Below are 20,995 nucleotides of genomic sequence, written 5' to 3'. Positions count from 1 at the left end.
GATCTTGTGCCACCCGGACAAGCGGATACCCGCCGGTAGGAGATACCGTCAGGTGTCATGGCACGCTCTGTACTCGTCACCGGGGGCAATCGCGGCATAGGCCTCGCGATCGCCCGAGAACTCGCCGCGGCAGGCGACGCCGTCGCGGTCACGTACCGATCGGGTGAGCCGCCCGAGGGCCTGTTCGGCGTGCGCTGCGACGTCACCAGCACCGCCGACGTCGAGGCCGCCTTCGACAAGGTCGAGGCCGAGCAGGGTCCCGTCGAGGTGCTGGTCTCCAACGCCGGCATCACCAAGGACACGCTGCTGGCGATGATGAAGGAAGAGACCTTCACCGACGTCATCGACACCAACCTCACCGGCGCCTACCGCGTCGCCAAGCGGGCCATCAGGCCCATGATGCGGCTCAAGCGCGGCCGGATCATCCTCATCTCCTCCGTCATCGGCCTCACCGGCCAGGCCGGTCAGGCCAACTACGCCGCCTCCAAGGCGGGCCTGGTCGGTTTCGCCCGCTCGCTGGCGCGCGAGTACGGCTCGCGCAACATCACCGTCAACGTCGTCTTGCCCGGCTTCGTCAACACCGACATGACCGCCGGGCTCGACCACGACGCCATCGTGTCCAACATCCCGCTCGGGCGGCAGGCGGCCCCCGAGGAGATCGCGCGCGTCGTGCGCTTTCTGGCCGGCGACGACGCCTCCTACATCACCGGGGCCGTGATCCCGGTCGACGGCGGACTCGGAATGGGGCACTGACATGGGCATTCTCGACGGCAAGCGGATCCTCGTCACCGGGGTGCTGACCGACGCGTCGATCGCGTTCGCGGTGGCCAAGCTGGCCCAGGAGGAGGGCGCGACGGTCGTGCTGACCGGCTTCGGCCGGCTCAGCCTCGTCGAGCGCATCGCCAAGCGGCTGCCCGAGCCCGCGCCGGTGCTGGAGCTCGACGTCCAGAACACCGAACACCTCGACACGCTGGCCGACCGCGTGGGCGAGCACGTCGACGGGCTCGACGGCGTCGTCCACTCCATCGGCTTCGCCCCGCAGTCCGCGCTCGGCGGCAACTTCCTCAACACCTCCTGGGAGGACGTCGCCACGGCGCTGCAGGTCTCCACGTACTCCTACAAGTCGCTGGCCGTGGCCTGCCTGCCGCTGATGAAGGAGGGCGGCGCGGTGGTCGGCCTCGACTTCGACGCCTCCAAGGCGTGGCCGGTCTACGACTGGATGGGCGTGGCCAAGGCCGGGCTCGAGTCCTGCAACCGCTACCTCGCCCGCGACCTCGGCAAGCACAACATCCGCGTCAACCTCGTGGCGGCCGGGCCGCTGCGCACGATGGCGGCCAAGTCGATCCCCGGCTTCAAGGAGTTCGAGGACAGCTGGCCGGAGAAGGCGCCGCTCGGCTGGGACCTCGCCGACACCACGCCCACCGCGCGGGCGTGCGTGGCGCTGCTGTCCGACTGGTTCCCGGCGACGACCGGCGAGATCGTGCACGTCGACGGCGGCGTCCACGCCATCGGCGGCTGACCGCCCCTGCCACCGTCCGAACCCCTGGCCCGCCCGTCGGGCCGGGGGTTCGCACGTTTCAGGGCCGGGGTTCGCACGTTTCAGGGCCGCGCGGGGCGACCCGAGCCGGGCGGCGGCAGGCGGTCCCAGGGACAGGCGGAGGCGGCGCAGGGCCCGCGCCAGAGCGGCGTGAGGAGGCTGCGGGGCACTTGGTGGACGCGGCGGCCGGCTGCGCGAGCACGCTCCGGCCCGGCTGGGCGCGGCCCGCTGGAGCGGCCGTTCACGCGAAGCGACCGGGGCGGGCTGGGGCCCAGGGGTGACCGTGCGAGGGGACGTTCAGGCGAGGCGGTGGCGGCCGTTTCCGGCGCGGGCCGGCTCGAAGGGGATCGACTCCGTGGACTCGCCCTGGTGCCGCCGCTGCTGAACGATCCGCGTGGCCAGCACCGCAGACCCGAGCAGCGCGATGGTCAGCACCGTGCCGATCACGTCGGAGGCCGGCGGGCTGGGCCGCACCACCCGGCGGTCCTGCATCGGCACGGCCAGCTCGTGCGAGAACGGGTTGGGCCAGAGCAGATCGACCCGGGGCTCCTCGGCGTGCGCGGTCTTCTTCTGCGTCACCGGCCGCTGCGTGTCAGGACGCTGCTGGGTCCTGGACGGCTCCGGCCTGGAGGGAAGGGGCTGGGGGAGGGCGGTGGCGGTGGCGGAGATGAGGCCGTCCGGGGGCTCGGGGGTGGGGGAGGGGACCGATGAGATGTCGGGCCGCGGGGTGAGCCGGTCGACGCTGCCGCGGTCGGAGCAGGACGGCGCCGTCAGGCAGTCGTCATCGCCGCCCTCGGGCGGGCCGGCCGTCTCCGGCGTGTCCGGCCTGCGGGACGGCGGTCCGTCCTCATCCTCGTCCTCGTCGGTGGCCGCCTTCGGCCGCCCTGTGGGCAGCACCTCGCCCACGCGCCCGAGCACCTCATCGGTGGTCTTGTCGAGCCCTTCCGTCACCTTGCGGGTCGTGCCGCCCGTCAGTGTGTCGACCGTGCCGGTGACCGCCTGGACGACGTCGCACAGCGTGTTGGTCACCCCCGAGAGCAGGCCACCGTCGCGCGTGCAGTCCTGGGCGGTGGCCGATGCGGCGGGAGCCCCCACCGGGACGGCCACCAGCGCCACCGCGAGAACTCCAGCCGAGATCGCGGTTCTGGTCCCCATCCGTCCCCTCCTGCGTCGCTTCCGGGAGAAATCTTGCTGGACATCAGGCGGAAGACGCAGGCTTTTGGCGGCCGAAGTTGCGTTTCGGTATCGACTAGTGATACGCGAGGGAGGCTTACGTTCCTCCCGGCGGTGACGGCGCGCCGTCCTAGTCGATCGACGACACGTCATCGAGTGCCTCTCGGATCTCTATCGGCAGCACGACGTCCTCGGCGGGCAGGATGCCTTTGAGCTGCGCATGCGTACGGGCGCCGACGATGGCCGAGGCGACGCCGGGCTGGTCGCGCACCCACGACAGGGCCACGGCCAGCGGCGACACGCCGAGGCCGTCGGCCGCGGTCATGACGGACTCGACGACCCGCCGGCAGCGCTCGTCCAGATAGGGGCGGACGAAGTCCGCGAAGTGGGGTGTCGCGGCCCGCGAGTCGGCGGGGATGCCGGTGCGGTATTTGCCGGTCAGCACCCCGCGGCCGAGCGGCGACCAGGCCAGCACGCCGACGCCGAGGTGGGCGGCGGCGGGCAGCAGCTCCCGCTCGGGCTCGCGGGCCAGCAGCGAGTACTCGGTCTGCGCGGCGGTGATCGGGATGCGGCCGGGCACCATCTTCTGGGTGACGGCCGCGGCGGCGAGCTGCCAGCCGGTGTAGTCGCAGACGCCGGCGTAGACGGCGCGGCCGGAGGAGACGATCGCGTCGAGCGCGGCCAGGGTCTCCTCCAGCGGCACCTCATCGTCATAGGTGTGCAACTGCCACAGATCGACGTAATCGAGCCCAAGGCGGTTGAGCGACTCGTCGACGGCGGCGATGAGATGGCGCCTGGAGGCGTCGCGCGGGCGGCGGCCCTGCGGCGTCACCACGGCCTTGGTGGAGATCACCAGCTCCGAGCGCGGCACCGTGTCGCGCAGCATCCGGCCGAGCAGCCGCTCGGAGTCGCCGCCGGTATAGACGTCGGCCGTGTCGACGAGGTTACCACCCGCGTCGAGGAACGTGCGGAGCTGGGCCGCGGCCTCGTCCGCGTCGGTGTCACGCCCCCAGGTCATCGTGCCGAGCCCCAACCGGGACACCGACAGGCCGCTGTGGCCGACATAGCGCTGCTCCATGATCCCGCCAGGTTACCGTTCAGGCCGATGAAACGTCGTGATCGACGCCTGCGACACTTGCTGGATGACCACGTTGCTTCTGGTCCGGCACGGGCTGACGGACCTCACGGGGCCGGTGCTGGCCGGCCGCACCCCAGGGGTGCATCTGAGCGAGGCGGGCAGGGCGCAGGCCGCCGCGCTCGCCGGGCGCGTCGCGGGCGTCAGGCTCGACGCCATTGTCTCCAGCCCGCTCGAGCGCTGCTTGGAAACGGCGGAAGCCGTCGCAGAAGGTCGCGGACTCGAGGTGACCGTCGATGAGCGGTTCATCGAGTGCGGCTACGGGGATTGGACGGGCCGGCCGCTCAAAGAGCTGGCCGAGGAGCCGTTGTGGCCGGTCGTGCAGGCGCATCCGAGCGCGGCGACGTTCCCCGGCGGGGAAGCGGTGGCGGACATGCAGCATCGCGCCGTCGCCGCGGTCCGGGACTGGAATGAACGTCTCGGGGAGAAGGCTATATACCTCGTGTGCAGTCACGGCGATGTGATCAAGTCCATCGTGGCCGACGCGCTGGGGCTCCACCTCGATAACTTTCAGCGGATAACAGCCGATCCGGCCGCCGTCACCGTCATTCGCTATGCCCCCTTGCGTCCCTTTGTCCACAGGATTAACGATATGGGGGAATTGAAGCTGTCCGAGGATTCGGAGGAGAAAGACGGGGGAGAAAACATCACCGGGAGCGATGCCGCCGTCGGCGGCGGGTCCGGAACCACGTAAGGTCAGGCTATGCCGGTCTTCGACTACGACCCACCGGAGAGGTTCGTCGCCGGTGCCCTGGGGCGGCCGGGCGCGCGGGTCTTCTTCCTGCAGGCCAGGGCCGAGGGCAGACTGACCACGGTGGCACTGGAGAAACTGCAGGTGGCGGCGCTGGCGGGCAGGCTCGACGAGCTGCTCGACGAGGTCCTGCGGCTCAGCGGCGGCACCGCCCAGGTGCCCGCGCTCGCGCCCGCCGACCTGGCCGACGACGGTCCTCTCGACACGCCGGTCGCGGAGGACTTCCGCGTCGGAACCATGGCGCTGACCTGGGATGCGGAGAAGTCACAGGTGGTGATCGAGGCGCAGGAGGTCATCGACGAAGACGATCTCGACAAGTCCGAGCCCTCGGTGCTGCGCGTGCGCATCAGCGCCGGGGCCGCGCGGGCCTTCACCCAGCGAGCGCTCCAGATCGTCGCGGCGGGCCGTCCCCCGTGCCCGCTGTGCGGCCAGCCCCTCGACGCCACGGGGCACGTATGCGTCCGACTCAACGGCTACCGCGGGGGTGAGGCGGCTTCATGACCGCTCCCGAGAGCGAACCGGCCGTCAAGCCCGCCCCGCCGCCCCCGGTGCATGACGAGGAAGCCCTCACGCTGCTGCGCGAAGGGACGCTGGAGGTCGCGGGCCGCCTCGTCGAGGCGACCAACATGACGCTCTACTGCTCGGTCAGGCTGGGCGACCGCCAGGCCGCCTGCGTCTACAAGCCCGTACGCGGCGAGCGCCCCCTGTGGGACTTCCCCGACGGCACCCTCGCCGCCCGCGAGGTCGCCGCCTTCGAGGTCTCCCAGGCCACCGGCTGGCGCATCGTGCCGCCCACGGTCTACCGCGACGGGCCCTTCGGCCCCGGCATGTGCCAGCTGTGGATCGACACCGAGCGCGAGATCGACCTCATGCGGCTGGTCAAGAGCCGTAACCCGGTCGTACGCCGGATGGCGGTCTTCGACGCGGTGGTCAACAACGCCGACCGCAAGGGCGGCCACCTGCTGCCGCTGCCCACCGGGCACGTCTACGGGGTCGACCACGGCGTGTGCTTCTCCGTCGAGGACAAGCTCCGCACGGTCCTGTGGCAGTGGCGGGGCAAGCCGCTCTCCCGCGAGGCGGTGGCGGTGCTGGCCAAGCTCGAACGCGACATCGAGTCAGGCCCGCTCGGCCGCCGGCTGCGCGAGCTGCTGTCGCTGGCCGAGGTCGAGGCCACCTGGCAGCGGGTGCGGCGGCTGCTCGACACCGGCGTGCACCCCTACCCGTCGGAGGGCTGGCCCGCAATACCCTGGCCCCCGATCTAGGGCGATCCTCGCCGGTTTATTACTCTTTGCCCATGTGCACGCTGATCGTGAGGACCGGCCGGGAGCTGACGCTCATGGGCGTCAGGGACGAGTTCGCCGACCGGCCCTGGGAGGGGCCCGGCGAGCACTGGCCCGACTATCCCGGAGTGATCGGCGGGCGCGACCTCAAGGCGGGCGGCACCTGGCTGGCCGTCAACCCGGCGGCCCGCCGTGCCGCCGCCCTGCTCAACGGGCACGGCAAGCCCGCCGATGAGACCACCAAGGTCTCGCGGGGCGACCTCGCGCTGCGCGCGGCGTACACGGGGGAGGGGCCCGGCGCCGGCCTGAGCCGCTACGACCCCTTCCACCTCGTGCTCGCCGACCTCGGCCAGGTGCGGATGTGGAGCTGGAACGGCGAGCGGCTCACCACCTCACCGCTGCCCGCGGGCACCAGCATGGTCGTCAACTCTGGCCTCGACCCGGAAAGCGAGCGGGTGGCCGCGTACCTGCCGCGCTTCCGCGCCGCCGAGGACTGGAGCGAGTTCACCGCCGAGCCGCCGTCCGACGACCGCGGCGCGCTCATCATCAGGCACGAGCTGCCGGACGGCCGCGTCTTCGCCTCCCTGTCGGTGATGCGGGTCTCCATCGCGCCTGAGGGTGTGACGTACGACTTCACCGACCTGACCGCCGATCAGGACAGATAGGCTCAAAGGCATGAGATCGTGGTCTGCCCAGAACGTTCCAAAACTCCCAGGTAACAGCATTCCGCTGAGTCTCTACGACACGTCGGCCAGGCAGGTGCGGCAGACCGATCCAGGGCCGACGGCCAGGATGTACGTCTGCGGCATCACCCCGTACGACGCCACCCACCTCGGCCACGCCAACACCTACCTCGCCTTCGACCTCGTCGGCCGCATGTGGCGCGACGCCGGCCACGAGGTCCACTACACCCAGAACGCCACCGACGTGGACGATCCGCTGCTGGAGCGGGCCGAGCAGACCGGCGTCGACTGGCAGGAGCTGGCCGAGCGGGAGATCCAGCTGTTCCGCGGCGACATGGAGGCGCTGCGCATCCTGCCGCCCCGCGAGTACGTCGGCGTCACCGAGATCATCGACCGCGTGGCCGACCTGATCATCCGGCTGTCGGCCAAGGGCGTCACCTACACCCTCGACGGCGACGTCTACTTCAGCGTCGCCGACGCCCCCAAGTTCGGCCAGGTGTCCGGCTACGACGAGCAGCAGATGCTGACCCTGTTCGCCGAGCGCGGCGGCGACCCCGACCGCCCCGGCAAGCGCCACCCGCTCGACTGGCTGATGTGGCGGGCCGAGCGCCCCGGAGAGCCGGCCTGGGACTCGCCGCTCGGCCGCGGCAGGCCCGGCTGGCACATCGAATGCACCACGATCGCCCTCGACAACCTGGGAGCCGGATACGACGTCGCCGGCGGCGGATCGGACTTGATCTTCCCGCACCACGAGTGCGGCGCCTCCGAGGGGCACGCGGCCACCGGCGAGTGGCCGTTCGCCAAGTTCTACACCCACGCCGGCATGGTGGGTCTCGACGGCGAGAAGATGTCGAAGTCGAGGGGCAACCTCGTCTTCGTCTCCAAGCTGCGGCAGACCCACGACCCGATGGCGATCAGGCTCGTCCTGCTCGCCCACCACTACCGCACCGACTGGGAGTACACACCGGACCAGATCGAGGCGGCCGAGCGGCGGCTGGCCCGCTGGCGCTCCGCCGTCGCGCTGCCCGGCGGCCCCCCGGTCGGCGACCTGCTGGCCACGGTCCGCAAGCGGCTCGCCGCGGACCTCGACGCGCCCGGCGCGCTGGCCGCCATCGACGCCTGGGCCGACGACGCGCTCGCCCGCCCCGGCTCCGACCCCTCCGCCCCCGCCCTCGTCAAGGACCTCACCGACGCCCTGCTCGGCGTCGCACTCTGACGAACCCGCACCGCCCGGGCCACCCCGGCCCGGGCTTCCGCGATCTCCCACACCGGACATCGCCGCCCGATCCAGGTGCCGTCTTCAGGTCGGGCAGTGGACTGGGGATCCTTGATGAAGAGGGTCAGACCCGGACGCGTTGTGTGCCCGGTCTTCCCCTCGGACGGCCGGGCACGAGCGTGTCAGACCTGGACGCGTTCGAGCCGGGTGATCGCGGCCAGCTCCGCGGAGAACCACTCGATCGTGCGGCGCAGCCCCTCCTCGGCCGGCACCTGAGCCCGCCAGCCCAGCCGCTCCCGGGCGAGCGTGGTGTCGGGCCTGCGCACCTTCGGGTCGTCGGCGGGCCGGTCGATGAAGCGGATCTCCGACGACGACCCGGTCAGCTTCTTGATCAGGGTGGCCAGTTCCAGCATGGTCAGCTCGTCGGGGTTGCCGATGTTGACCGGCCCGGCGAAGTCACTGGCGGCCATGGCCAGGATGCCCGAGACCGTGTCGTCCACGTAGCAGATGGAGCGGGTCTGCGAGCCGTCGCCGGTGACCGTGATCGGCTCGCCGGTCAGCGCCTGCCGGATGAACGTCGGGATCGCCCGCCCGTCGAACGGCCGCATGCGGGGCCCGTAGGTGTTGAAGATCCGCACGATGCCGGTGTTCGTCCCGCGCGCGTGACGGTAGGCGGTGGTCAGCGACTCGGCGAAGCGCTTGGCCTCGTCGTACACGCTGCGCGGGCCCACCGGGTTGACGTTGCCCCAGTACGTCTCCTTCTGCGGATGCTCCAGCGGGTCGCCGTACACCTCGCTGGTGGAGGCCAGGATGAACCGGGAGCCCTTCTCCCTGGCCAGGCCGAGCGCGTGCAGCGTGCCGACGCTCCCCACCCGCAGGGTCTCGATGGGGTAGCGCAGGTAGTCGGCGGGCGAGGCGGCCGAGGCGAAGTGCAGGACGAGGTCGAGCCGGTCGGGCACGTGCACGTACCCGGTCAGGTCGCACTCGATGAGCCGGAACTCCGGCCGCTCCAGCAGGTGCTCGACGTTGCGCGGCCCGCCGGTCAGGAAGCTGTCCATGCAGATGACGTCGGCGCCTTCGTCCAGCAGCCGTTCGCACAGGTACGAGCCCAGGAACCCCGCGCCCCCCGTGACCAGAGCCCTCATGACGTTACCTCCATGGCCGCTTCGACGACTTCGGACACCTCGATTTCGAGCAGGCCGGGGTCCGGCCGCTCGCCGTGCGGGTCGCCGTGGTGCCCGGTCCACAGCGCGATGTGCCGCCAGCCCGGCGGCGGGCCCCACAGCATGGGGGAGACGGGGCCGAACAGCACCACCGACGGCACGCAGAACGCCGTCGCCAGATGGGCGACGCCGGTGTCGCCGCACACCACCAGCCGGGCCCGGCTGACCAGGTCGATCAGGTCGGCCAGGCGGGTGCGCCCGGCCAGCATGCGTTCGGGCGGCAGCCCCGCGAGCTCGGCGACGCGGGTGGCGATCGGCACCTCGGCCGCGTTGCCGGTGACGACGACGTCGTCCAGCGCGGCCGCCACCTCGGCGAACCGCTCGGGCGGCCAGCGCCGCGCCGGGTAGGCGGCGCCGGGATGCACGATCGCCGGCCCCGTACGGTCGGAGATGCCCAAAGTCAGGTCCGCCGGGTCGGCCGGGATGCCGTACCACTCCAGCAGCCCGCACCAGCGCCGCACCTCGTGCACGCCGTCCTGCCATTCGGGACCGGCACCGAAGCCGAGCAGCCGCCCCGGGCGGGTGCGCCGCAGCGCCTCGGTGCTCTGCGGGCCCTTGCCGTGCAGGTTGACCGCGACGTCCGGCCGCTCGAACGGCACCGGTCCCGGCCCCGCCACGTCCACCTGGTCGTCCACCGCGCCGATGAGCGGCAGCAGCGCGCCGAGCGCCCGCGGCGCCGCCAGCGTGATGCGGTGATCGGGGAACGCCTGGCGCAGCGCCCGCAGCGCGGGCACGGCCGTGAGCAGGTCGCCCAGGCCGAGCCCGCGCAGCGCCACCAGCTCTAGGGCCATGACGTCTCCGTGGACGGGCAGACGACGAGCTCTCTCACCTCGCATCCGGCCGGCTGCCGCAGCGCGAACACGATGGCCTGGGCGACGTCCGCCGGGTCGTTCAGCCCGGCCTCCGGCCCCGGCTTGTACTGCTCGGGACGGCCGTCGAAGAAGCTCGTCCGCATGCCGCCGGGGATGAGCAGGGTCACCCCCACCTCCCCGCGCAGCTCGATCGCCAGCGCCCGGGTGAAGCCGACGACGCCGAACTTCGACGCCGAGTAGGCGGAGGCGTCGCTGAGCGGCCGCAGGCCCAGCGTGGACGCGCAGGTGACCACCGTGCCCCTGGTGTGCTTCAGGTACGGCAGCGCCGCCCGCACCACCGAGGCGGTCCCCAGCAGGTTGACCTTGATGACCCGCTCCCAGTCGTCGGCGGGCACGTCCTCCAGCCGCCCGCAGGCGTCGATGCCCGCGGCGGTGACGACGCCGTCGAGGCCGCCCGCCCGCTCGGCCAGCTCGCGCACCGCGCGCTCGGCCTCGCCCCGGTCGGCCAGGTCCGCGATCACGTGCTCGAAGCGCTGGCCGGGCGCGCGTACGTCGATGACGAGCGCCTTCCAGCCCTCCTTCTCCACCGCCTCGGCGGTGGCCAGGCCGAGCCCGGACGCGCCCCCCGTAATGAGAATGTTCACTGGATCTCCCTGATCAGATTGGTTGTGGACCGCCCCGGCAGCGTGCTCAGCACGACGATCTCCGCGCCGAGCCTGCCGAGGACCTCGGATTCGGGCAGCGTCTCCCCCTCGTAGTCGCCGCCCTTCACCCACACGTCGGGCCTGAGCAGCTCGATGGCGGCCGCCGGGGTGTCCTCGTCGAACACCAGCACGGCGTCCACACAGCCCAGGGCCCGCAGCACCTCCACCCGGTCGCGCACGTCCACGATGGGCCTGGACGGGCCCTTGAGCCGGCGCACCGAATCGTCGGAGTTGACGCAGACGACGAGCGCGTCGCCGAGCGCCCGAGCCCGCCGCAGCAGGCTCACGTGGCCCGCGTGCAGCAGGTCGAAGCAGCCGCCGGTGGCGATCAGCCGTCCGCCCTGGGCGCGGACCAGCGCGGCCACCTCCAGCGCGGTGCGCGGCCGGTCGCCGAGCCGCTGCTCCTGCACCTTCACCGAGGCGGCGCCGCCGCGCTCGACGAAGCGAGACGCCTCGCCGACGCCCACCGTGATCGCCTCCTCGGCGTCCGCGCCGTCACGCATGGCCAGCGCCGCCGCCCCCGCCAGCCGGTCGCCGGCGCCGCACGCGTCCTGGCCGCCCGCCCGCACCGGCGGCGGCACCGTGACCAGCGGGCCGCCCGCCACGGCCAGCGCGGCGCCGCGCTCACCGGTGGTGACCGCCACCGCCTCGGCGCGCAGCGCCCGCACCAGCCGGCGGGCCGCCTGATCGGGCCCCTGATAGCCGGACGGGCACATCAGCCGCGCCTCGGCCTCACTCGGCGTCAGCAGCGCGCAGCCCGGCATCGGCTGCTCGCCGCGCGGATGCGGGTCCCACACCACCGGTACGGAGACCTCGCGCAGCAGCTCGCGGGCCATCCTGGCGACGCCCCTGCCGTAGTCGGACACCAGCACCGCGCCCGCCCGCAGGACCGCCTGCGCCGCCTCCTCGGTGGGGGAGAACCGGGCCGTGCCGTCGCCGGTGTCCAGCCTGACGAGCGTCTGGCCGCGCGACCTGATCCGGGTCTTGCGCACGGTGCCGCCGCGCAGCGGCAGCCGCAGCAGGTCGAGCTCCTCCGACAGCAGCCCGCACAGGCGGCGGCCGTCCTCGTCGTCGCCGACCGCCGTGACCAGCACCACGTCGGCGCCGTCGCGGGCGGCCAGCAGCGCCGCCAGCCCCGCGCCGCCCGGCCTGGCCCGCTCCGACGAGACGTCCACCACGGGGACCGGGGCGTCCGGGCAGAGCCGGTCGGCCACGCCCTCGACGTCCACGTCGAGCAGCGTGTCGCCGATGACGACCAGCGGCCCCGCCTTCACAGCGTCTCCTCCAGCGCCCCCTCAAGGGCGTCCTCGAGCGCGTCGCACAGCAGGTGGATCAGCGCCAGGTGCACCTCCTGCACGGTGGCCGTCTCACCCGGTACGGCGACCGCCTCTTCGCACAGCTCGCCCAGCGCGTTCGGCCCCGGCCCCGTCAGCGCCCAGGCCGTCACCCCGCACTCGCGCGCCGCCGCCGCGGCGGCCAGCACGTTCGGGCTGCCGCCGCTGGTCGACAGGCACACCAGCACGTCGCCGGGGCGTCCGTGGGCGCGCACCTGGCGGGCGTAGACCTGCTCGGCGCCGAAGTCGTTCGCGATCGCCGTCACCGAGGAGCCGTCGGCGTGCAGCGGGATCGCCGCGTACGGCCGCCGGTCGTCCCTGAACCTGCCGACCAGCTCGGCCGTCAGATGCTGGGCCTCCGCCGCCGACCCGCCGTTGCCGCAGGCCAGCAGCCGGCCGCCGGACGACAGCACGCCGGCCAGCCGCCCGCCCCACGACCGGACGGCGGCCGCCTGGTCATCAAGCTTCTCCAGGGCGTTCCAGAGCTTTTCCAGATGAGCATCCATGATCAACCCCCCAGGGCGGCCAGCCGGCCGACCTTGCCGTCGATGACCTGCGCGTACACGGCCTCGGTGAGCTCGGCGACGCGCGGCCAGCCGTAGCGCTCGCGGGCCCGCCTGGCGCCGGCCGCGCCGATCTCCGCGCGCCGCCGCGGGTCGCCCAGCACGTCCTTGAGCGCTCTGGCCAGGGCGCGCGGCCTGCGCGGCGGCACCAGCACGCCGCAGCCCGCCACCGTGTCGAGGTGGCCGCCGACCGCCGAGGCCACGACGGGCACCCCGCACGCCATCGCCTCGACCGGCACCATGCCGAACGGCTCGTACCAGGGCACGGTCACCACGACGTCGGCCGCCCGCATCAGCGCGGGCACGTGCCGCCTGGGCACGCTGCCGATGACGTGGACGCGGTGGCCCATGCCGTAGCCCTCGGCCAGCTTCCTGAGCCGGATCGCCTCCTCGTCCTCCCGCCCGCCGCCGGCGATCACCAGCTCCGCGCCGGGAAGCTGGCGCATCGCCCTGATCAGGGTGTCCACGCCCTTGCGCGGCACCATGCGGCCGATGCTCAGCACCATCGGCCCGTCCGTACGCGGTGCCACCGGCCCGTCCGGGCGGAACTCCGCCAGGTCCACCCCGCACGGGACGACCGAGATGCGCTGCCGGGGAACGCCCATCGCGAGCAGCTCGCCCACCTCGTCGCTGCAGGTGGCGAGCACCGCGTCGGCGCGCTTGCCGATCTCCCGCTCGGTGTCGATGCGGTGCGCGGGGCTGGTGTCGGCCTCGCCCTGCCAGCGCCGCTTGACCGTGCCGAGCGCGTGGAAGGTCTGCACCACCGGGATCCCGCCGGCCGCCTCCAGCGCCGCCTGCCCGCTCATCCAGAAGTGCGCGTGCGCCACGTCGGGCGGGTGTGCGGCCCAGCGCTCGGCCAGCCGTTCGGCGAACTCCGGCATGTACGGGGGCAGCTCGTCCTTGGGCACGGGGGCCGGGGGACCCGCGGTGACGTACTCGACCGTGACGCCCGGCGCCAGGCGCACGGACGCGGGCTGCGACTCGCAGGAGCGCCGCGTGTGAACGGCGACCGTGTGCCCGCGCTCGGCGAGCGCGACGGCCAGCGCGGCGACGTAGACGTTCTGGCCGCCGGAGTCGACCCCGCCGACCGCCGCCAGCGGGTCCGCGTGCTCCGAGATGAGATCGACCTTCACTGCGTCAGCTCCCTCACTGCCTTGACCACCTGCTCACTCGTCACCTGCGACAGGCACGGGTGCCCGGACACCGGGCAGACGCGCGCCCTGCTCCCCCGGCAGGGCGCGTGCTGGTCGCCCAGCACCACCGTGGGCACGCCGTACGGGGCCCACCGCTCCAGCGGCACCACGGGGGCGAACAGGCTCACGACCGGCGTGCCGACGGCGGCGGCCAGGTGCGCGGGGCCCGTGTTGCCCGCCACCAGCACGCCGGCGCCCTCGATGACGGCGGCGAGCTCGGCGAACGTGGTGGCGCCGCCCAGGTCGGCCGCGACGCCGCCGGCCACGTAGGCGGTGAGGTCGCGTTCGGTGCCGGTCACGACGACGCGGTGCCCGTCCTCGGCCAGCTCCCGCACCGTCTCCCGGTGCCGGTCCGCCGGCCAGGTGCGGGCGGGCGCCGAGGTGCCTGGGTGCACGACGACGTACGAGCCGGGGCCGAGCGCGCGCCCGAACGTCCGGCGGACGTCCGGCAGCGGCCGGCGGACCGCGAGCCCGCCCTCGTCGCCCGGCGGCAGCTCGAACCCGGCCGCCCGCGCGAGCGCGAGCATCCGCTCCGCCTCCGGCACGTCCACGCTCTCGTCCACCACGTGCCGCACGTCGAGCAGCGAGCCCGGATAGTCGTTGCTGATCGCGCTGATCCGCGCCACCCCGGCCAGCCTGAGCAGCAGCGCCAGCGGCAGCGCCGACTGGTGGAACGAGGTGAGCAGCACCGCCTCGTCGACCCCGCGCACCAGGCCGATCAGCTCCTCGGCCCCGGCCCTGGAGGCGGGCGGCGGCGTGTGGTCGATCCACGGGGCGTGCCAGGTCACCACCCGGTCCACGCCCGGCAGCAGCTCGGCCGCCGCCCTGCCGTTCGGTCCCGACAGGAAGACGACCTCGGCGGCCCGCGTGCGCACCGCGCGCACGGCGGGACCGGCGAGCAGCACGTCGCCGGCGTCGTCGAGCCGCGCCACCAGCACGCGCCCCCGGTCTGCAGCAGCCGTCATCGCCGCACTCTCCATTCCCCGCGCAACCGGTGCGCGCAGGCGACCGGCGGGATCAGCACGCTGGTGACGGCCATCCGCAGCACCTCGTCCGGCGTGCGCGGGCCCGGGGCGATGCGCCGCCAGGCGAACTGCGCCGTCAGCGCCGCCCAGACCGCGCCCGCCGCCAGCGCCGCCGTCCTCTGGCGGCCCGTCGCGAGCAGCGCGGCCGCCAGGCCCGCGGCCGTCGTGGCGGCGTGCAGCCGCAGCTGTCCGGGCGCGCCGCCGATGGCCGCCCGCCAGCCGGGACCGTGCAGGCGCCGCATGAGCGCGTCGTCGGCGTTGCCCCGCTGGTGGCGCACGCTCGCCCAGAAGCCGTCGTCGCGGACCGGATGCACGGTCACCCGCTCGCCCTTGACCAGCCGGTGCCCGGCCCGCGTCACCCGCAGCGCCAGGTCGGCGTCCTCCCGGTAGGCGCGCGGGAACCGCTCGTCGAAACCGCCGAGCGCCTGCAGCACCTCGCGCCGGTAGGCCATGTCGGCCGTCACCCAGAGCGCGCCCGCCAGCCCGGCGGTGTGCCGCTCGGCGTCGGTGGGCCTGCGCCCCTCCGGCCTGGGCACCCGGATCCTGCCCTGGCTGCCCGCCACCTCGGGCGGCAGGTCCACCAGGTCCTTCCAGACGGCCTGCGCCCACCCGGGGGCGGGGACCACGTCGTCGTCGAGGAAGACCACCCAGGGCGTGTCGGCGGCCCGCCAGCCGGCGTTGCGCGCCGCCGCGGGACCGCGCCCGCCCGAGCGCACCACCCGTACGTGCGGAGGCACGCGCAGCGCCGCCAGCGAGGCGGGATGGCCCCGGCGGTCGTCCACCACGATCACCGGCACGTCCGGGCCCACGGCGGCCAGCGTGTCGTGCAGCGTCGGCCGCCCGACGGTGGGGATCACCACGGTGATCATGAGGCGAACACCTCCCGCCGCCGCACCAGGTAAGGACCCAGCGCCAGCACGTCCACCGGCGCCGAGCCGAAGCACTCCAGCGCGTCACGCGGGTCGTCCACCATGGGACGCCCCGCCGTGTTGAGGCTCGTATTGACCACCACCGGCAGCCCCGTGCGCGCCTCGAACTCGCTCAGCACCCGCGCCATCAGCGGCTGACGCTCCGGCGAGACGGTCTGGATGCGGGCGGTGCCGTCCACGTGCACCACCGCGGGGATGCGCGGCGCCCAGTCCGGGTGCACGTCGTGCACGAACAGCATGTACGGCGACGGCACCGGCCCCCGCGCGAAGATCTCCCGCGCTCGCGACTCCAGCACCATCGGCGCGACCGGCCGGAACTGCTCGCGCCCCTTGACGTCGTTGAGCCGCTCGGTGTTACGCGGATTGCCGGGGTGGGCCAGCAGCGACCGGTGGCCCAGCGCCCGCGGCCCGTACTCGGCGCGGCCCTGGAACCAGGCCACGATCCGGTCGGCGGCCAGCTCCGCCGCCACCGCCGCCGCCAGGTCGGCGGGCCGCGTGTACGGCACGCGCGCCACGTCCAGCCACGCGCCCAGCTCCTCGTCGGTGAAACCGCGGCCGAGCGCCGGGCAGGTCATCGGCGCGGCCGGCTCGCCGTACACCTGCGCCAGGTGCAGCGCCCCGCCCAGCGCGGTGCCGGAGTCGCCGGCGGCCGGCTGCACCCACACCTCGTCGAACGGCCCCTCGTCCAGCAGCCGCGTGTTGGCCACGCAGTTCAGCGCCACCCCGCCGGCCAGCGCCAGCCGCCGCTCCCCGGTGCGCTCGTGCAGCCAGCGCGCCAGCTCCAGCAGCACCTCCTCCAGCCGGGCCTGCACGCTGGCGGCCAGGTCGGCGTGGTCGGAGGTCCACGGTGCGCCCTTCTTCAGCGCCTTGGCGTAGACGTTCCAGTCGACCGGCTCGACGCGGAACCCGCCGTCGCCGGTGGTGTAGATCACCTCGCGCAGCGCCTCCAGGTGGCGGGGACTGCCGTAGGAGGCCATCGCCATCACCTTGTACTCGTCGCTGGAGCGCAGGAAGCCGAGATGCTGGGTGACGTCCTCGTACATCAGGCCGAGCGAGTGCGGCAGCTCCTGGGCGGCGAGGATCTCCAGCTCGCCGCCCCGGTAGCGGCCCGCCAGGTGGGAGACGTTCTCGCCGCGCCCGTCGCACACCAGCACCGCGCAGTCGCGCCACGGCGAGGCCAGCCCGGCCGATGCCGCGTGCGCCACGTGGTGCGGCACGTAGGTGACCTGCCCGGGGTCGAGCCCCGGCAGCGCCGTGGCGAGGAAGGCGGGGGCGCGCACCGCGTACCGGGTGCGCAGGTCCTCCCAGTCGCCCTCAGGCCGCTGGAGCACCAGCGACGGGTCGTAGGAGTAGGCGACGGCGTCGATGTCCTCCGGCGCGAGCCCCGCCTCGCTCAGGCACCAGGCGGCCGCCAGCTCGGGCAGCTCCCAGGCGGAGAAGGCCAAGGGCCGCTTGCCGTGTTTGCGCCGGCTGAAGCGTTCCTCTTCGGCCGCGGCCACGATCCTGCCGTCGGCCACGAGCGCCGCGGCCGGGTCGTGGAAGATCGCGTTGATGCCGAGAAATCTCATGCTTCCTCCCCCTGGGGATGTCGAGAACCGCTACCGAGAGAAGCGGCTCTCAAACCTGACGCAACCGCGAGCGCCTTCGTGAGCTGCGAAAACGCCTGCGGCCACCTGGGGTTGCTCACGCTGCGTAGTTGTTTGTCCCGGCAGGCCACGGGTAGCTGCCGCTCACGCGCGACGGAGGTGGATGGTGTTCGAAAAGCGGCGTCCCGGGGCCGTGCTCTTCGACCGGGACGGAACCTTGATCAAGGACGTGCCCTACAACGGCGACCCCGCCCTCGTCGAGCCCATGCCGGGCGCGGTCGAGGCGCTGTGCCGGCTCAGACGCGCCGACGTGCCGGTGGCCGTGGTCACCAACCAGTCGGGCGTGGCCAAGGGCCTGCTGTCGCCGGACGACATGGACCAGGTGAACGCCAGGGTGGAGGAACTGCTCGGCCCGTTCGACGCATGGGCGATCTGCGTGCACGGCGACGCCGACGGCTGCACCTGCCGCAAACCGGCGCCCGGCCTGGTCATCAGGGCCGCGGCCGTGCTCGACGTCAGCCCCCGCGACTGCGTCGTGGTGGGCGACATCGGCCGCGACATGGAGGCCGCGAGGGCGGCCGGCGCGCGGGGCATCCTCGTGCCCACGGAACAGACACGTCAGGAGGAGATCGACCAGGCCCCCGAGGTCGCCGGCGACCTGACCGACGTCGTCGAGCGCGTGCTGAACGGCGCCGACGACCCGGTGCCCGCCGTCTCGGCGCCCTGGGCCCGCGCGATGGGCTGGAGCCGCTGGTGAGGATCCTGCTCTGGCACGTGCACGGATCCTGGACCAGCGCGTTCATCAGGGGGCCGCACGACTATCTGCTGCCGCTCGTTCCCGGCCGCGGACCCGACGGCCGGGGGCGGGCGGCCACCTACGACTGGCCGGACAGCGCCCGCGAGGTGCCCTGGGACCGCCTGCGCGACGAGCCCGTGGACGTCATCGTCTACCAGCGCCCGCACGAGATCGACCTGGCCCGCGAATGGCTCGGGCCGCGCGCCTCCCGCCTGCCCGCCGTGTACGTCGAGCACAACACGCCCGCGGGCGACGTGCCCCGCACCCGCCACCCGCTGGCCGGGCAGAGCGGCATCACGCTCGTGCACGTCACCCACTTCAACGAGCTGTACTGGGACAACGGCCGCGCCCCCACCCGCGTCATCGAGCACGGCGTCCCCGACCCCGGCCACCTCTACAGCGGCGAACTCGCCAGGGCCGGCGTCGTCGTCAACGAGCCCGTGCGCCGCACCCGCGTCGCCGGCACCGACCTGCTGCCCCGCTTCGCCGAACGGGTGCCGCTCGACGTGTTCGGCATGAAGGTGGACGGCCTGCCGTACGGCACGTACGAGGACCTGCCTCAGCACGCCATGCACGCCGAGCTGGCCAGAAGGCGCGTCTACCTGCACCCGTACCGGTGGACCTCGCTCGGCCTGGCCCTCATCGAGGCCATGACGCTCGGCATGCCCGTCGTCGCGCTCGCCGCCACCGAGGCGATCGAGGCGGTGCCGCCCGAGGCCGGCGTGCTGTCGACCAAGGTGCACGTGCTGGCCGACGCGCTGGCGGAGTTCGCCGCCGACCCCGAGCGCGCGAGCCAGGCCGGCAAGGCCGCCAGGGCCGCCGCGCTGGCCCGCTACGGGCTGAGCCGCTTCCTCGCCGACTGGGACCTGCTGCTCGACCAGGTATGACGCCTCGCGCCATGGGTAGGCGCGGACAGCATGATGATGCTCGACTGGACACGCAGGGCCGCCTGCCTGGACCTCGACCCCGAGCTGTTCTTCCCGATCTCGATGGAGGGGCCGAGCCAGTCGCAGGCGGACAGGGCCAAGCAGGTGTGCGCAGGATGCCCTGTGCGCGAGCCGTGTTTGGAATACGCGCTGAGCACCAGGCAGGCGCACGGGGTGTGGGGCGGCACCGACCCCGGGCAGCGGCGCGAGCTCAGCCTGGCAGGGCCGCGCGGAAACGCTCCCGCTCGGCCTCTTCGAGGTGGTCGCTGAACAGCACGCCGTCGAGGTGGTCGGTCTCGTGCTGGAGCACCCGCGCCAGCGTGCCGAGCGCCCTGACGGTCACCGGTTTGCCGAACATGTCACGGCCACGCGCGGTGACCATGTAGGAACGTTCCAGTGGCCACCACACGCCGGGCGCCGACAGGCACGCCTCGTCGGCCGTCACCCGCCGCTCCGACAGCTCCAGCCGCGGATTGACCAGGTGGCCCGACTTGCCGTCGTAGTCGTAGACCACCACCCGCACCGGCTCGCCCAGCTGCGGAGCCGCCAGGCCGGCGCGCCCAGGGCCCGCCCGCAACGTCGCCGTGAGCGACTTCACCAGCCGGCGCAGCTCCCGATCGAAATCCCGGACCGGCTCCGCGACCGTGCGCAGCACCGGATCGCCGAACATGCGAATGGGCAGGACCGACACCCGTGACTCCCCGATAGGCGGCCATATCACGGACAACGTTTCCCCCGCCCGCGCCGGGCCAATCCAGCGGGCGCGGCCTTGTAGCACAGCGGTAACAGAAGAGACCCGTGGGCGAAACCACCCGAAAGCAGTATCGGAGGGTGATCTCACTTGCGTCACAAGCACCTGTGATGCCTGGCCGGGTGCTCGGGGTCCGGCCAGGCGTCCCCGACTACCTGGAGGTGCACGCATGAGCGCGCTTTCCCTGGAGGCCGGAACCTCCCCGGAGACGGCCCCCGACGCGCTGGCGGGCTTCACCGTCGGCGTGACCGCGACCAGGCGGCGCGAGGAGTTCGGCGCCCTCCTGGAACGCCGCGGCGCCCGCGTGGTCAGCGCCCCCGCCATCCGCCTCGTCCCCCTCGCCGAGGACGCCGACCTGCTCGCCGCCACCCGGCAGAGCCTGGAGGCGCCGCTCGACGACGTGGTCGTCACCACCGGCGTCGGCTTCCGCGGCTGGATGGCCGCCGCCGAGGGCTGGGGCCTGTCCACCGAGCTGAGCGAGCACCTGTCACGGGCCCGCCTGCTCACCCGCGGACCCAAGGCCAGGGGAGCGGTGCGCGCCGCCGGGCTCAACGACCACTGGACGCCCTCCACCGAGTCGTGCAAAGAGGTCAAGGAGTACCTCCTCGCCCAGGACCTGCGCGGCCGGCGCATCGCCGTCCAGCAGCACGGCGAGCCGCTGCGCGACTTCGTGGCCGACCTGCGCGCCGCCGGCGCCGAGGTGATCGAGATACCGGTCTACCGGTGGCTGCCGTACCGCGACATCTCGCCGCTGCGCCGCCTCATCAGCCAGACCGTCTCCGGCGCGATCGACGCGGTCGCCTTCACCAGCGCGCCCGCCGTGCACGCCATGCTGAACACCGCCCGCGCGGACGGCCTGGAAGAGGCGCTGCTCGCCGCGTTCGGCGGCTCCGTCGTGGCCGCCTGCGTCGGGCCGGTCACCGCCGACCCGCTGACCTCGCGCGGCGTGCCCACACTCCAGCCCGACCGCTCCAGGCTCGGCGCGCTCGCCCGCGCCCTGGCCAGGCACCTGCCGGAACACGGCGTCACCCGGGTCACCGCCGGTGGACACCGCCTGGAGATCCGCGGCCACGCCGTGGTCGTGGACGGCGAGCTGCGTCCGCTGCCGCCGGCGCCGATGGCCGTGCTCAAGCGCCTGGCCGACAAGCCGGGCCACGTGGTGTCGCGGGCCGACCTGCGTACGGTGCTGCCGGGCAGCGTCGCCCGCGACTCGGCCGAGCACGCCGTGGAGATGGCCATCACCCGGCTGCGCCGAGCCCTCGGCCCGAGCGGCATCGTCGAGACCGTCGTCAAACGCGGCTACCGGCTCGCCTGCCTGTACGAGGACGGCCTTTGAGCCTCCTCGCACCACCGACCGTCACATCAGCCCACACCGAGG

23 protein-coding genes are annotated in these 20,995 nt (G+C 73.4%); 11 read left to right on the top strand and 12 right to left on the bottom strand.

The window, feature by feature from the left end:
- Nucleotides 1-57: 57 nt before the first annotated feature.
- Both AB0K67_RS26735 and fabI read left to right on the top strand, forming a co-directional pair.
- Nucleotides 58-753 (top strand): beta-ketoacyl-ACP reductase, encoded by a 696-nt coding sequence (locus AB0K67_RS26735; RefSeq protein ID WP_364065506.1) that lies wholly within the window; start codon nucleotides 58-60, stop codon nucleotides 751-753.
- 1 nt (nucleotide 754) lies between these two features.
- Nucleotides 755-1,519, top strand: coding sequence for an enoyl-ACP reductase FabI (fabI, locus tag AB0K67_RS26730; protein ID WP_364065503.1), 765 nt, complete (start codon nucleotides 755-757; stop codon nucleotides 1,517-1,519).
- 315 nt (nucleotides 1,520-1,834) lie between these two features.
- Here fabI and AB0K67_RS26725 read toward each other — a convergent pair whose 3' ends face one another.
- Nucleotides 1,835-2,692 carry a hypothetical protein gene (locus tag AB0K67_RS26725; protein ID WP_364065500.1) on the bottom strand — a complete coding sequence of 286 codons (858 nt, stop codon included), beginning with the start codon at nucleotides 2,690-2,692 and terminating at the stop codon, nucleotides 1,835-1,837.
- 148 nt (nucleotides 2,693-2,840) lie between these two features.
- The gene (locus AB0K67_RS26720) at nucleotides 2,841-3,788 is read right to left on the bottom strand and encodes an aldo/keto reductase (RefSeq protein WP_364065497.1); all 948 of its coding nucleotides are present in this window, start codon (nucleotides 3,786-3,788) and stop codon (nucleotides 2,841-2,843) included.
- Between the two features lie 64 nt (nucleotides 3,789-3,852).
- Between AB0K67_RS26720 and AB0K67_RS26715 the strand changes: the two genes are divergently transcribed.
- The 5 genes from AB0K67_RS26715 to mshC are packed head-to-tail and all read left to right on the top strand — an operon-like array spanning nucleotide 3,853 to nucleotide 7,775.
- Entirely contained in the window at nucleotides 3,853-4,539 is a 687-nt protein-coding gene (locus AB0K67_RS26715) for an MSMEG_4193 family putative phosphomutase (protein WP_364065494.1), read from the top strand.
- 9 nt (nucleotides 4,540-4,548) lie between these two features.
- Nucleotides 4,549-5,097 carry a DUF3090 domain-containing protein gene (locus AB0K67_RS26710; RefSeq protein ID WP_364065491.1) on the top strand — a complete coding sequence of 183 codons (549 nt, stop codon included), beginning with the start codon at nucleotides 4,549-4,551 and terminating at the stop codon, nucleotides 5,095-5,097.
- Complete coding sequence (locus AB0K67_RS26705; protein WP_364065488.1) at nucleotides 5,094-5,858, top strand: SCO1664 family protein; 765 nt, start codon at nucleotides 5,094-5,096, stop codon at nucleotides 5,856-5,858. Before AB0K67_RS26710 ends, AB0K67_RS26705 begins: the two co-directional genes overlap by 4 nt.
- A gap of 32 nt (nucleotides 5,859-5,890) precedes the next feature.
- Nucleotides 5,891-6,541 carry an NRDE family protein gene (locus AB0K67_RS26700; protein WP_364065485.1) on the top strand — a complete coding sequence of 217 codons (651 nt, stop codon included), beginning with the start codon at nucleotides 5,891-5,893 and terminating at the stop codon, nucleotides 6,539-6,541.
- A 10-nt stretch (nucleotides 6,542-6,551) separates the two neighbouring features.
- Nucleotides 6,552-7,775 carry a cysteine--1-D-myo-inosityl 2-amino-2-deoxy-alpha-D-glucopyranoside ligase gene (mshC, locus tag AB0K67_RS26695; protein ID WP_364065482.1) on the top strand — a complete coding sequence of 408 codons (1,224 nt, stop codon included), beginning with the start codon at nucleotides 6,552-6,554 and terminating at the stop codon, nucleotides 7,773-7,775.
- A gap of 182 nt (nucleotides 7,776-7,957) precedes the next feature.
- On the opposite strand, the gene AB0K67_RS26690 is transcribed toward mshC, so the two are convergent.
- The 9 genes from AB0K67_RS26690 to AB0K67_RS26650 are packed head-to-tail and all read right to left on the bottom strand — an operon-like array spanning nucleotide 7,958 to nucleotide 17,126.
- Nucleotides 7,958-8,920: a UDP-glucuronic acid decarboxylase family protein gene (locus tag AB0K67_RS26690; protein ID WP_364065479.1), complete on the bottom strand. Its 963-nt coding sequence runs from the start codon at nucleotides 8,918-8,920 to the stop codon at nucleotides 7,958-7,960.
- Nucleotides 8,917-9,789, bottom strand: coding sequence for a glycosyltransferase family 9 protein (locus AB0K67_RS26685; protein ID WP_364065476.1), 873 nt, complete (start codon nucleotides 9,787-9,789; stop codon nucleotides 8,917-8,919). Before AB0K67_RS26685 ends, AB0K67_RS26690 begins: the two co-directional genes overlap by 4 nt.
- A complete protein-coding gene (locus tag AB0K67_RS26680; RefSeq protein ID WP_364065474.1) occupies nucleotides 9,780-10,454 on the bottom strand; it encodes an SDR family oxidoreductase in 675 nt (224 codons plus the stop codon). The genes AB0K67_RS26685 and AB0K67_RS26680 overlap by 10 nt, the downstream gene beginning before the upstream one ends.
- Entirely contained in the window at nucleotides 10,451-11,788 is a 1,338-nt protein-coding gene (locus AB0K67_RS26675; RefSeq protein ID WP_364065471.1) for a PfkB family carbohydrate kinase, read from the bottom strand. The genes AB0K67_RS26680 and AB0K67_RS26675 overlap by 4 nt, the downstream gene beginning before the upstream one ends.
- A complete protein-coding gene (locus tag AB0K67_RS26670) occupies nucleotides 11,785-12,354 on the bottom strand; it encodes an SIS domain-containing protein (protein ID WP_364065468.1) in 570 nt (189 codons plus the stop codon). The genes AB0K67_RS26675 and AB0K67_RS26670 overlap by 4 nt, the downstream gene beginning before the upstream one ends.
- A 2-nt stretch (nucleotides 12,355-12,356) precedes the next feature.
- On the bottom strand, nucleotides 12,357-13,544 hold the full coding sequence (locus AB0K67_RS26665; protein WP_364065466.1) for a glycosyltransferase: 1,188 nt from the start codon (nucleotides 13,542-13,544) through the stop codon (nucleotides 12,357-12,359).
- Nucleotides 13,541-14,569: a glycosyltransferase family 9 protein gene (locus AB0K67_RS26660; protein WP_364065464.1), complete on the bottom strand. Its 1,029-nt coding sequence runs from the start codon at nucleotides 14,567-14,569 to the stop codon at nucleotides 13,541-13,543. The genes AB0K67_RS26665 and AB0K67_RS26660 overlap by 4 nt, the downstream gene beginning before the upstream one ends.
- A complete protein-coding gene (locus AB0K67_RS26655) occupies nucleotides 14,566-15,498 on the bottom strand; it encodes a glycosyltransferase (RefSeq protein WP_364065461.1) in 933 nt (310 codons plus the stop codon). Before AB0K67_RS26655 ends, AB0K67_RS26660 begins: the two co-directional genes overlap by 4 nt.
- Complete coding sequence (locus AB0K67_RS26650; RefSeq protein ID WP_364065458.1) at nucleotides 15,495-17,126, bottom strand: carbamoyltransferase C-terminal domain-containing protein; 1,632 nt, start codon at nucleotides 17,124-17,126, stop codon at nucleotides 15,495-15,497. Before AB0K67_RS26650 ends, AB0K67_RS26655 begins: the two co-directional genes overlap by 4 nt.
- A gap of 181 nt (nucleotides 17,127-17,307) precedes the next feature.
- On the opposite strand from AB0K67_RS26650, the gene AB0K67_RS26645 reads away from it, so the two are divergent.
- From AB0K67_RS26645 to AB0K67_RS26635, 3 genes are read left to right on the top strand one after another with little or no spacing between them, the layout of a single operon-like run.
- Nucleotides 17,308-17,901, top strand: a complete 594-nt coding sequence (locus AB0K67_RS26645; protein WP_364065455.1) for an HAD-IIIA family hydrolase — start codon at nucleotides 17,308-17,310, stop codon at nucleotides 17,899-17,901.
- Nucleotides 17,898-18,827, top strand: coding sequence for a glycosyltransferase (locus AB0K67_RS26640; RefSeq protein ID WP_364065452.1), 930 nt, complete (start codon nucleotides 17,898-17,900; stop codon nucleotides 18,825-18,827). The genes AB0K67_RS26645 and AB0K67_RS26640 overlap by 4 nt, the downstream gene beginning before the upstream one ends.
- A 30-nt stretch (nucleotides 18,828-18,857) precedes the next feature.
- Nucleotides 18,858-19,136 carry a WhiB family transcriptional regulator gene (locus tag AB0K67_RS26635; RefSeq protein WP_364065449.1) on the top strand — a complete coding sequence of 93 codons (279 nt, stop codon included), beginning with the start codon at nucleotides 18,858-18,860 and terminating at the stop codon, nucleotides 19,134-19,136.
- On the opposite strand, the gene AB0K67_RS26630 is transcribed toward AB0K67_RS26635, so the two are convergent.
- Nucleotides 19,078-19,557 (bottom strand): peptide deformylase, encoded by a 480-nt coding sequence (locus tag AB0K67_RS26630; RefSeq protein WP_364065446.1) that lies wholly within the window; start codon nucleotides 19,555-19,557, stop codon nucleotides 19,078-19,080. The genes AB0K67_RS26635 and AB0K67_RS26630 overlap by 59 nt on opposite strands.
- A 229-nt stretch (nucleotides 19,558-19,786) precedes the next feature.
- On the opposite strand from AB0K67_RS26630, the gene AB0K67_RS26625 reads away from it, so the two are divergent.
- Nucleotides 19,787-20,953 (top strand): uroporphyrinogen-III synthase, encoded by a 1,167-nt coding sequence (locus AB0K67_RS26625; RefSeq protein ID WP_364065444.1) that lies wholly within the window; start codon nucleotides 19,787-19,789, stop codon nucleotides 20,951-20,953.
- Nucleotides 20,954-20,995 lie beyond the last annotated feature (42 nt).

The sequence above is a fragment of the Nonomuraea sp. NPDC052634 genome (assembly GCF_040678535.1).
Lineage (GTDB): Bacteria > Actinomycetota > Actinomycetes > Streptosporangiales > Streptosporangiaceae > Nonomuraea > Nonomuraea fastidiosa.
Note: the sequence above shows the minus strand (reverse complement) of the source record. Positions and strands in the feature narration are given on the sequence as shown.